The sequence below is a fragment of the Mycobacterium sp. TH-M106 genome (assembly GCF_057473765.1).
In genome coordinates, this window is the sequence record NZ_JBYCLE010000024.1 from 1 (window position 1) to 11175 (window position 11175).

The 11175-nt window shown below is 66.1% G+C and carries 10 protein-coding genes and 1 pseudogene; 6 read left to right on the forward strand and 5 right to left on the reverse strand.

Annotated features, from left to right (window positions below; all coding sequences use genetic code 11):
- Nucleotides 1-298: 298 nt before the first annotated feature.
- The 5 genes and pseudogenes from AC2VOP_RS00825 (at nt 299) to AC2VOP_RS00845 (ending at nt 4618) form a co-directional block, all read left to right on the forward strand.
- Nucleotides 299-925: a hypothetical protein gene (locus AC2VOP_RS00825; RefSeq protein ID WP_407689734.1), complete on the forward strand. Its 627-nt coding sequence runs from the start codon at nt 299-301 to the stop codon at nt 923-925.
- 46 nt (nt 926-971) lie between these two features.
- Nucleotides 972-2379: pseudogene (locus AC2VOP_RS00830) on the forward strand (transposase).
- On the forward strand, nt 2376-3185 hold the full coding sequence (locus AC2VOP_RS00835; RefSeq protein WP_407689736.1) for an ExeA family protein: 810 nt from the start codon (nt 2376-2378) through the stop codon (nt 3183-3185). Before AC2VOP_RS00830 ends, AC2VOP_RS00835 begins: the two are co-directional and overlap by 4 nt.
- 442 nt (nt 3186-3627) lie before the next feature.
- The gene (locus AC2VOP_RS00840; protein ID WP_486959201.1) at nt 3628-4017 is read left to right on the forward strand and encodes a TA system antitoxin ParD family protein; all 390 of its coding nucleotides are present in this window, start codon (nt 3628-3630) and stop codon (nt 4015-4017) included.
- Nucleotides 4018-4039: 22 nt separating this feature from the next.
- The gene (locus tag AC2VOP_RS00845; RefSeq protein WP_486959202.1) at nt 4040-4618 is read left to right on the forward strand and encodes an ATPase; all 579 of its coding nucleotides are present in this window, start codon (nt 4040-4042) and stop codon (nt 4616-4618) included.
- Nucleotides 4619-5033: 415 nt separating this feature from the next.
- Here AC2VOP_RS00845 and AC2VOP_RS00850 read toward each other — a convergent pair whose 3' ends face one another.
- The 5 genes from AC2VOP_RS00850 to AC2VOP_RS00870 form a co-directional block, all read right to left on the reverse strand.
- Nucleotides 5034-5462 (reverse strand): cellulose-binding domain-containing protein, encoded by a 429-nt coding sequence (locus tag AC2VOP_RS00850; RefSeq protein WP_486959203.1) that lies wholly within the window; start codon nt 5460-5462, stop codon nt 5034-5036.
- Nucleotides 5463-5661: 199 nt separating this feature from the next.
- Nucleotides 5662-6156, reverse strand: a complete 495-nt coding sequence (gene tpx / locus AC2VOP_RS00855) for a thiol peroxidase (protein ID WP_486959204.1) — start codon at nt 6154-6156, stop codon at nt 5662-5664.
- A 79-nt stretch (nt 6157-6235) separates the two neighbouring features.
- Nucleotides 6236-6625 carry an NYN domain-containing protein gene (locus AC2VOP_RS00860; RefSeq protein WP_486959205.1) on the reverse strand — a complete coding sequence of 130 codons (390 nt, stop codon included), beginning with the start codon at nt 6623-6625 and terminating at the stop codon, nt 6236-6238.
- A 152-nt stretch (nt 6626-6777) separates the two neighbouring features.
- Nucleotides 6778-8622 carry a fatty acyl-AMP ligase gene (locus tag AC2VOP_RS00865; protein ID WP_486959206.1) on the reverse strand — a complete coding sequence of 615 codons (1845 nt, stop codon included), beginning with the start codon at nt 8620-8622 and terminating at the stop codon, nt 6778-6780.
- A gap of 81 nt (nt 8623-8703) precedes the next feature.
- Nucleotides 8704-9102, reverse strand: coding sequence for a hypothetical protein (locus AC2VOP_RS00870; protein ID WP_486959207.1), 399 nt, complete (start codon nt 9100-9102; stop codon nt 8704-8706).
- Nucleotides 9103-9245: 143 nt separating this feature from the next.
- Here AC2VOP_RS00870 and AC2VOP_RS00875 point away from each other — a divergent pair.
- Nucleotides 9246-11175: isocitrate lyase/phosphoenolpyruvate mutase family protein (locus AC2VOP_RS00875; protein WP_486959208.1), on the forward strand; the 1930-nt coding region annotated here is incomplete at its 3' end.

The window sequence follows — 11175 nt, forward strand, 5'->3', positions numbered from 1 at the left end:
CATCTTCGTTGCATCGCAGTGGCGACGGGACCCGCTCAATCACCTCCGCCGGACTGTTCTCGGGATCTCACCGCACCGTCGCTCAGCGAGGAATACGTGTTCGGGGGCATTCAGGTTGAGCACCACGGGGTAGCGATCCGGCGTTGACGATGAGTAGCTCGTCAGCTGGTCGTAGCTGGTTTGGTGCTTGCGGTGCCGGGGCGGCACGGTGATCACGTCGTTGTAGGCGACGGCCCCCCCGGTAGGTGTCTCTGGCTGGAGTCTTGCGGGAGGGCCGTCTGTGCGCTTGGGAGGCGCAGTGGTCACGGTAGAGGCGGATGTCGATCTAGTCGAGCGCAGGTTGGCAGCGGGTGAGCTGCGGTGCCCGGCATGCAGTGGGGTGTTGGCGGGTTGGGGGCGGGCCAGGCCGCGACTGCTGCGCGGTGCGGATGGGCCGGTGTGGTTGTGTCCTCGCCGGTCGCGCTGCACCGACTGCCGCGTCACCCACGTGTTGTTGCCGGTGACGGCGTTGCTGCGGCGCGCCGACGTGGGTGCGGTGGTCGTGTCCGCGTTGGTGGCCAAGGCCGTGCGCCGGGTGGGGTTTCGCCGGATCGCGGCCGAGTTGGCCTGTCCGGCGGAGACGGTGCGGGGCTGGCTGCGTCGCTTCGGTGAGCGGGCCGAGGCGGTGCGGTCGGTGTTCACGGTGTGGCTGCGCGCGGTGGATGCCGATCCGGTGATGCCTGAGGCGACCGGCAGCGGGTTGGCCGACGCGATGACAGCGATCGTCGCGCTGGCGGCGGCCATCGGGCGCCGGTTCGTGCTGTCCGAGGTGTCGCTGGCCGAGACCGCGGTGGCGGTGTCGGGTGGGCGATTGTTGACACCGGGCTGGCCCGGCCCGGCAGCGCAACACGAACCGACCCTGCCGCCGACGCCGATCACCCCGTAAACCTGTGCGCTGTCATGTGTTTGAAAGACAGCAAAGGAGGCGGCCAGTGGTCGGCGATGATGAGGTGAAGGTGCGGTCCGAGCGGGCCCGGGCGATCGGGCTTTTCCGGTACCAGCTAATCCGGGAGGCCGCCGATGCGGCGCACTCCACCAAGGAACGCGGCAAGATGGTGCGCGAGCTGGCATCGCGCGAGCACACCGACCCGTTCGGGCGCCGCGTGCGGGTCAGCCGCCAGACCATTGATCGCTGGATCAGGGACTGGCGTGCCGGCGGGTTCGACGCGTTGGTACCCAACCAGCGCCAGTGCACCCCGCGCACCCCGGAGGAGGTGCTGGAGCTGGCGGTTGCGCTGCGGCGGGAGAACCCGCAGCGCACCGCCGCGGCGATCCGCCGAATCCTGCGGACCCAGCTGGGCTGGGCACCCGACGAACGTACCCTGCAACGTAACTTCCACCGGCTCGGCCTCATCGGTGGCGCGGCCACGGGGTCGGCACCAGTGTTCGGGCGGTTCGAGGCCGCCCACCCCAACGACTTGTGGACCGGGGATGCGTTGCACGGCATACGTATTCAACTCAGAAAGACCTACCTGTTCGCGTTCTTAGACGATCATTCCCGGCTGCTGCCGGGCTATCGGTGGGGCTATGCCGAGGACACGGTGCGGCTGGCCGCCGCGTTGCGGCCGGCACTGGCCTCACGCGGTGTTCCCAAGGCGATCTACGTTGACCGCGGCTCGGCATTCGTCGATGAATGGCTGCTGCGCGCGTGCGCGAAACTCGGTGTGCGCCTGGTGCATTCGGCACCATACCGGCCGGAAGGTTGGGGGCAAGATAGAGCGGTTTTTTAGGACCGTGCGCGACCAGTTTTTGGTCGAGATCACCGGCGAGCCCGACACCATCGGCCGCCACTATGTGACTGACCTGGACGAGTTGAATCGGCATTTCGCGGCCTGGACCGAAACGGTCTACCACCGCACGATCCATTCCGAGACCAGCCAAACCCCGCTGGAGCGCTGGTCAGCCGCTGGGCCGGTCGCGCTGCCCGCACCCGAGGCTCTCACCGAGGCGTTCCTGTGGGAGGCGCACCGGCGCGTGACCAAGACCGCCACCGTGTCACTACATGGCAATTCCTATGAGGTTGACCCGGCATTGGTCGGGCGCAAGGTCGAGTTGGTGTTCGATCCGTTCGACCTGACCCGCATCGAGGTTCGCCTGGCCGGCGTGCCGATGGGGCTGGCGATCCCGCACCACATCAGCCGCCACTCCCATCCCAAGGCCAAACCAGAAACCCCGAGCACACCACCGCAACCGTCCGGTATCGACTACGCGCAGCTGCTCGAGACCGCGCATGCGGCCGAACTGGCCCGCGGCGTCAACTACGCCGCCCTCACCGGGGCCGGCACGGAGATTCCCGGCCAGCTTGACCTGCTCACCGACCAGGAGGTCGCACCCCGATGATGGAATTGATCTCCTACTTCGGCTTTTCTCGGATGCCGTTCGGCCGCGACCTGGCCCCGGGCATGCTGCACCGCCATGCCGCCCACAACGAAGCGGTCGCCCGCATCGGCTGGTGCATCGCCGAACGGCGCATCGGCGTGATCACCGGCGAAGTTGGCGCCGGCAAGACCGTCGCCGTGCGTGCCGCGCTGGCCGCCCTTGACCGCAGCCGCCACAGCATCATCTACCTGCCCGACCCCACCGTCGGGGTACGCGGCATCCACCACCGCATCGTCGCCTCCCTCGGCGGCCAACCCCTGACCCACCACGCCACCCTGGCTCCACAGGCCGCCGACGCGCTGGCCGCCGAACACGCCGAGCGCGGGCGTACAGCCACCGTCGTCGTCGAGGAGGCGCACCTTTTAAGTCACGACCAATTGGAGGCCATCCGCTTGCTCACCAACCATGATCTCGATTCGTCGAGCCCGTTCGCCTGCTTGCTCGTCGGCCAGCCCACCCTGCGGCGGCGGATGAAACTCGGCGTGCTGGCCGCGCTCGACCAACGCATCGGGCTGCGCTACACGATGGCGCCCATGACCGACAAAGAAACCGCCAGCTACCTGCACCACCACCTCAAGCTGGCCGGGCGCGACGACGCACTGTTCTCCGACGACGCCATCGGGTTGATCCACCAAACCAGCCGCGGCTACCCCCGCGCGGTCAACAACCTCGCGCTACAAGCCCTCGTCGCCGCGTTTGGCGCCAACAAGGCCATCGTCGACGAATCCTCCACCCGCACAGCCATCGCCGAAGTCACGGCAGACTGAACACCACCGCGACACCCTGAACACCACCGACCCCGCCGGACCCCGCCCGGCGGGGTCATTTCATACCCCCACATCCTCACCGCCAACGCCGCCATAATGCTCATCCTGAGTGCCGGGCAACAGGAATACGGCGGAATCGAATACGGAGGGTTACCAGTAGACTACGCCGTTTTCATCTCATGAACCCACTACCCGGCCGCATCTCGCAAACCGAGTCGTGGCCATCACCTTCCCCCGCCGCACCATGGCCATTCGACTTCCGCGGGGTCGCCCCACTTCAAGGCCCATTCGTTACGTTCGAGTTTCTGTGCAATCCACCATGGGGATCCCAGAGCCTCTTGGTCAACTTCTCGCCGACGGGCACGCGAGGCCGGCAACTATTCGCCTACGCCTTGTAGCATTTCGCTACAAGGCGTAGCATCCTGCTTCAGGAGGTGCGGATATGACTAACGTCGCTGACCGTGTCACGAGGATCGCCGCCGACCTCGTGGACAGTGCTGCTGCTGAGGGTGCTCGCCAGAGCCGGTCGGCCAAGCAGCAACTTGATCATTGGGCTCGGGTGGGCCGGGCAGTGTCGAGCCATCAAACGGCCTCGCGTCGCCGTGTCGAGGCCGCCCTGGCCGGTGATCTCGACACGAACCGACTGTCCGAGGACGAGGGGCTGGTCTTCAACGCAGAAGTCTCGGCCGCTATCGAGGAGTCGCTGGCCACCGCCCATTACGGTGACTTGCTGTCAGTGCGCGGCATCACGACAGTGGCGCTCAACGACGACGGCGAGATCGTCGAGTACCGGCCCGACGGAACTACCTCAGTGGTCGACGTGGACGGATGAGCCATGACTCCGCGAGGCGCCGGTGAAGCGGCTCGACCTCGTCGTAGGCCCGAACGGCGCGGGTAAGTCGACGTTCATCGCGTTCACGTTGGCGCCGTTGTTGCCACGCAGCGTATTCGTCAATGCCGATGAGATCGCAAAGCAGCGTTGGCCCGATGATCCAACTGCGCACGCCTACCATGCAGCGCGGATCGCTGCAGATACCCGCGCCAAGCTTATCGAGACAGGCAAATCGTTTATTGCCGAGACCGTCTTCTCTCATGCGTCGAAGCTGGAGCTGATCCGCTCCGCCCACGATGCGGGCTACGTCGTCGCTTTGCATGTGATGCTGATCCCCGAGGGTCTCGCCGTCGAACGCGTACGGCGGCGCGTACACCACGGCGGTCACGACGTCCCCGAGGGCAAGATCCGTGAACGGCACCGCCGACTCTGGCAATTCGTCGCCGATGCAATCGAGATCGCCGACACTGCAACGATCTACGACAATTCACGCCTTCACGGGCCCCGAATTGTCGCGCAAATGACCGCGGGCACGGTCATCGGCGCCACGACGTGGCCGGCGTGGGCTTCCGAGAAGCTGTTCCGACGCTGGCCGGGCTAGGTGCCTTGGCTCGACCTGTCCACCACCAGCTTCGAAGACGGTCGATGATCGCTTGCAGACACCATGCCGTCGCGCCCGTCAGCAGCGGAAACCACAGCGGCAGTTGATCCGACTGGACGAGTGCGGCCTAGGAGGAACCGGACCGCTCGTGACCGCGACTCCCCGCCGGGCATGCAATCGAAAGAATTCACCACGCATGCAGTCTTCATCCCGCCACGCACCTGCATGACCACTGAACCGTCCCCGGTTTTATGCGTACTTCCTTTGTTGGGAAGGATGGCGCGATGCCGAGCAAGTACGTCGTGAACACCAAGGCCAGGGCGGTGCGGCTGGTCCGCTAACACCGCGACGATTACGACAGCGAATGGGCGGCGATCGGAATACCACCCCTGCCTACGTGCTGCGAGCACCGCCGTTAGGCGCAGTGGTATTGCCTGTTGAACACACAGTTCACCGGTGGCGAGTAGGAACCGGTCAGAACGCCCCGCATACCGCCCGTGGCTGAACCGCCGGGTGCGATGATGCGATTCCAATTCGCCGGGGTGAGCACGTAGTGCGTGCCAGAGTGCCTGAGGGTGCTATTCCACGTGTGCGAGACGGATTCCCCCGGCGGCAAGTCGAATTCAAGCGTCCAATCAGCCAGCGGGACCGTGCTCGAGTTGATGATGGTGAAGCGGGCGATGAAACCGGTCTGCCACGTCGATGTCACCGACAGAGTCGCGGAGGCCGCAGCCGCACGGGCCACCGGGGTGATGGCGAACCCCGGGATAGCAACCATCAGTGCCGCCACGGTGATGCGAAGAACACCGCGCCAGCGCCGCACATAATTGTCCAGTCCGGCCATAGCGGCCAACACTAAAGCCAGCCAGGCGAAGTCGGCCCTCGCCCCGCGGGTAGGCTGCAGTACCTTTGCCCAACTGACACCGTCTTGAGATTTGAGCCTCGCACCGGTCGGGGTGCAGGTTCAGGCCTACGCTCACGCCCAGTTCGAGCAGTCGGACCGGAAGGCGATATCAACCGCTCGGTTACAGGTCGACGAGCTGCTAGCTCAGGCCCGCGATCGCCGCGTCGTAGTTGGGTTCGCTGCCGATCTCGGGTACCAGCTCGGTGTAGGTGATGTTACCGTCCGTGCCGATCACGACGACGGCACGCGCAAGCAGCCCGGCCAGCGGACCGTCGGTGATCGTCACGCCGTAGTCCTTGCCGAAGCCGGCGCGGAACGCCGACGCCGTGGTCACGTTGTCAATGCCCTCCGCACCGCAGAATCGCTTCAGAGCGAAGGGCAGGTCGTTGGAGACGCACAGCACGGCGACACCGCTTGCGGCAGCGCGTTCGTTGAAGGTTCGTACGCTGGTTGCACACACCGGCGTATCGATGGACGGAAAAATGTTGAGCAGCACCGCCTTACCGGAGAACTGGCCACTATCGACCGCGCCGAGGTCGGCGCCGGTCAAGGAGAACGTGGGCGCCGCGGTCCCCACAGCCGGCAGCTCCCCGACGGTTGTTATCGGATTTCCATGCAAAGTTATCTGTGCCATGCGGATAGTGTGCCAAGTCCGCTTGGTGGCCCCGAAGGCGGATGCCCTCAACCGGGAGGGCGATCCAGGTGCGGCCCGGTCACCGCCGTCCCCCGTGCGGTGGCTCAATGCGGCTGCGGAAGCTCGTTGCGGAATGGGTGCAGGCGCCCGCGTTTCGAACCCGTTCCGCCAGGGTGATGTCGGATGTCACGACGGTGATCTCCTCGGGCCGATCGGCGGCGTGCACCAGCCGGACGATCTCGTCGTCGGCCGAGTTGGCAGCGGCTCGTGGCGCGTGCGCGATGTTGACCACGGATGACCGGATCGGCGGCGATGCGGGCTTTTCCAACACCACCGTGACATCGTGGCCCTCCGCGGATGCCCACTGCTCGAGTTGGTCCACCAGCCGCACCATCGCGCCTCGGCGGTCCTTCCACCAGCCGTCTGGACGAGAACCGATGACGTTCATCGCGTCGACGATCCACCGCACAGACCCGACGGTACGGTGCACCGGTGAGCCTGTCACCCGCGGCCCGCGAGGTTGCGGCGGCACATCCGGGGCCACCCGGGACGTGGCCGACCGGTTGCGAGCGGGTCCGGACAAGCGCAAGCCCGAATGACAGGGCCGCTGAGGCCGATGCTTCAGCGCAGACCCAATGTGCCGCTGAGATATTGACTGCGACAGGCCACTCGTCCCAGCTTGCCGCTGGTGGTGCGCGGGATAGCACCGGCCGGCAGGAACCGCACGTCGGAGACGGTCAATGCGTGCCGGCGCGCCACCGCGTCCCCGATCGCCTCGATCGCCGGGCGCGGATCGGCTCGGCCGGCACCGGCGGCGCGTTCGGCGACGATCACCAGCCGTTCCCCGGCGCCGGTGGTATCCGGGATGGAGAACGCGACCGCGTATCCGTGGCGCACGGTGGGCGATGCCTGCGCCACGGTGGCCTCGATGTCCTGCGGATAGTAGTTGCGGCCCTCGATCGTCACCATGTCCGCGATCCGGCCGGTGACGAAGAGCTCGCCATCCAGATACATCCCCAGGTCACCGCTGCGCAGCCAGCAGCTTCCAATCGGCACACCCTCGGCGTGGCTGTCTTCGGCGAGCCGGGACCGCAGTTTGGCACCGAACGTCAGCCGTGTCTCCTCGGGCCGCTGCCAGTAACCGCGGGCGACGTTGCCGCCGTGCACCCAGATTTCGCCGACCTCGCCATCGGGCAGTTCCGCACCAGAATCCGGGTTGACGATCACCGCCCACTGACTGCGAGCGACCCGACCGCACGACACATGCGCCACCGCGTTGGCCGAATCCGCTGCGACGCGCACCGCGTGACCGGCGCCGAGTTGCTCCCGGTCGAGGTAGGCCGCCGTCGCCTCGGCGGTGGGCTCGATGGTCGACACGAACAGGGTCGCTTCCGCGATACCGTAGGAGGGTTTGATCGCGGTGCGTCGCAACCCGTATGGCGCGAACGCCTCGGTGAATGCCGTGATCGCAGTCATGCTCACCGGCTCCGAACCGATGATCATCACCACATTGCTCAGGTCCACGTCTGCTCCCGGCGGGGGCAGGCCGCGTTGCGCGGTCAGCTCATAGGCGAAGTTCGGTGCGGCGGTGACCACCCTCCCGTGCCGGGACTCTGCGGACAGCGCCATGATCCAGCGCTGCGGCCGGCGAATGAACGCCGTAGGTGACATCAGCGTGGAGTGCCCGCCGTACACCGCCGGAAAACCGATGATCGACAACCCCATGTCGTGATAGAGCGGTAACCAACTGAGGCCGTGGATGTTTCGGTCCAGCAGTTCGATCGACAAGATCATCTGCAACAGATTGGTGCCGCTCGATCGATGGGTGACCTCTACACCGATCGGAGGCCGGGTGGCACCGGAGGTGTACTGCAGATGGGAGACGTCATCCAGGTGCAGACGCACGGGGCTGAACCCGTCCTGTGCAGAGTCGGGTATCTGATCGATGGCAATGACCTGCGGCCGGTACCGGCGCGGAAGCTCAGCCAGAAACGCCTCAACGGTCTTCATCGCCGGTGTGGTGGTCACGACGACGCTGGGCGCCGCGTCGCGAAGCGCCGTATCGAGCCGTTCGGCATGACCCGGTAATTCCGGTGGAAACAACGGCACCGCGACGGCCGCGACGTTGATCGCCGCGTAGAACCCGGCGACGTAGTCGAGACCCTGCGGCGCCAGGATCGCAACGCGGTCACCGCGAGCAGCAAGTTTCAGCAGGCGCGCACTGACGGCCCGCAAACGCACACCGAACTGAGCCCAGGTGAGTTCGTCGACGCGACCGTCGGCCGATGCCGTGTAGTCCAAGTAGCGGTAGGCCACAGCGTCACCGACATTGACGATGTTGCGCTCGATGAGGGAGATCAGCGTATCGCCCTGCGGCAATGCGATGTTGCCGGCGGCGTCCAGGCAGTCCTGGATTTCTATCAGGCGCCTGCTACCCGCCAACTTCTGCGGGGAACCGCGATCCATAGCCGCAGTCTAAGTGCCGTCACGATCCATCCATCTGGTGCGAGGTCCGCAAACCGTGCGGCCTGCTCGTCGACCCCGCATTCACCAGGGCGACTCGTGCACCGCCAAGGTGATGAACACGTAGCCCAGGCAAACCAACAGGTTCAGTGCGGCAAGAGCCAGGCCCGCGACGATGAGCCAGCGGACGGCACGTCGCCGCGTGCGCCTGGCCCGAGCAAGGCGCAACTCACGGTTGATCCCGGTTGCGGCCAGCGCGAAATTGACGTCGACGAACTCCTCGGACGCAAACGGTGCGCCCGCGGTGATCTCTCGCAGGCGCGCGGCCGGGATGCGGACGCCGACGCTGGCGAAGCGCCGGCTCGTTCGCACCGCCCACCAGCGATCGAGGACCTGGTCCGGCATATGCAGACGATGCGGTGGCGGCCGCCATGGATCGATCCACGAGTCGGACCAATCGGACCGATCGGGCTGGGCGGTCACAAACCACCACTCTAGTGACCACGCCCGCAGAAGCCGCCCGGTTCGTCAAAATTTCCCACCGCAAGCCACGAGCGAACCCGCAAACGCGCCCGGGATAGACTCGCACGGTCGAGGCGAACCATGCTGAACAGGAGCGCAGATCCATGGCCACCACCATTACCACGGACGGAGCGGTCCGCACACCGTTCGAACAGAACCTGGCGAAGGACCATGAAGGTGACATAGCCGCCACGCAGCAATACTTCGACAGTCCGCGCTTCGACGGGATCACTCGCCTGTACACGGCGCGTCAAGTCGTCGAGCAGCGCGGCACGATACCCGCCGACTACCCGGTCGCACGCGAGGCGGCGACGGCCTTCTACGCGCGGTTGCGCGAATTGTTCGCGGAGCGCAAGTGCATCACGACCTTCGGCCCCTACTCTCCCGGGCAGGCGGTGACCATCAAACGAATGGGCATCGAGGCGATCTACCTGGGCGGTTGGGCGACTTCCGCCAAGGGCTCCATCAGCGAGGACCCAGGTCCCGACCTGGCCAGCTACCCGCTGAGCCAGGTGCCGGAGGAAGCCGCCGGCCTGGTGCGCGCACTGTTGACCGCCGACCGTAACCAGCATTACCTCCGGCTACGGATGAGCGAGGCCGACCGTGCCGCGAACCCGGCGGTCGACTACCGGCCGTTCATCATCGCCGACGCCGACACCGGCCACGGCGGTGATCCGCACGTGCGCAACCTCATCCGCCGCTTCGTCGAAGCCGGTGTGCCCGGATACCACATCGAGGATCAGCGTCCCGGCACCAAGAAGTGCGGCCACCAGGGCGGCAAGGTGCTGGTTCCGTCCGACGAACAGATCAAGCGGCTCAACACCGCTCGATTCCAGCTCGACGTGATGCGGGTGCCCGGCATCATCGTCGCGCGCACCGACGCCGAGGCCGGAAACCTGATTGACAGCCGCGCCGACGAGCGCGACCAGCCGTTCCTGCTGGGTGTCACGAACGTGAAGATCCCCCCGTACAAGTCGTGCGTCCTGGCGATGATGCGGCGCTTTAATGAGTTGGGAGTCAAAGAACTCAATGGTCACCTGCTCTACGCCATTCCCGACGACGAGTACTCGGCCGCCGAGGCCTGGCTGGAACGCCGGGGCATCGCCGATCTGATCGCCGATGCGGCTACCGCCTGGCTGAACGACTCCCGGCAACCGCTCGATGCGCTCTACGACGAAGTCCAGTCGAAGTTCGTCGAGTCCTGGGAGGACGACGCCGGTTTGATGACCTACGGCGAAGCGGTGGCCGAGGTGATCGAGTTCGGCGAGCGGGAGGACGAGCCGCGCGACATGAGTGCAGCACAGTGGCGAGAATTCGCCGCGAACGCGTCGCTGCATACGGCACGGAAAAAGGCCAAGGAGCTGGGCGCCAGCACCCCGTGGGACTGCGAGCTTGCCAAGACCCCCGAAGGCTACTACCAGGTGCGCGGCGGCATTCCCTACGCGATCGCCAAATCGCTCGCCGCGGCGCCGTTCGCCGACCTGTTGTGGATGGAGACGAAGACCGCGGATCTCGCCGAAGCCCGCCAGTTTGCCGAAGCAATCCACGCTGAGTTCCCGGACAAGATGCTGGCCTACAACCTGTCGCCCTCGTTCAACTGGGACACCACCGGCATGACCGACGAGGAGATGAAGCGCTTCCCCGAGGAGATCGGCAAGATGGGCTTCGTCTTCAACTTCATCACCTACGGCGGGCACCAGATCGACGGCCTGGCCGCCGAGGAATTCGCCACCGCGCTGCGCCACGACGGCATGCTGGCGCTGGCTCGCCTGCAGCGTCAGCTGCGTCTCATCGAGTCGCCGTACCGGACGCCGCAGACCCTGGTCGGCGGGCCGCGCAGCGACGCCGCGCTGCTGGCATCCTCGGGGCGCACCGCCACCACCAAGGCGATGGGCAAGGGCTCCACCCAGCACCAGCATCTGGTGCAGACCGAGGTGCCGCGCAAACTGCTGGAGGAGTGGCTCGCCATCTGGAGTGAGCACTACCAGCTTCCCGAGAAGCTCCGCGTGCAGCTGCGGCCGCAGCGCGCCGGCT

What these genes read in the sequence shown, in the direction of transcription:
- AC2VOP_RS00850 (WP_486959203.1), bottom strand. Translation starts at nt 5,462, where the DNA reads ATGGCCGGACTGGACAATTATGTGCGGCGCTGGCGCGGTGTTCTTCGC.
- tpx (WP_486959204.1), bottom strand. Translation starts at nt 6,156, where the DNA reads ATGGCACAGATAACTTTGCATGGAAATCCGATAACAACCGTCGGGGAG.
- AC2VOP_RS00835 (WP_407689736.1), top strand. Translation starts at nt 2,376, where the DNA reads ATGATGGAATTGATCTCCTACTTCGGCTTTTCTCGGATGCCGTTCGGC.
- AC2VOP_RS00840 (WP_486959201.1), top strand. Translation starts at nt 3,628, where the DNA reads ATGACTAACGTCGCTGACCGTGTCACGAGGATCGCCGCCGACCTCGTG.
- AC2VOP_RS00865 (WP_486959206.1), bottom strand. Translation starts at nt 8,622, where the DNA reads ATGGATCGCGGTTCCCCGCAGAAGTTGGCGGGTAGCAGGCGCCTGATA.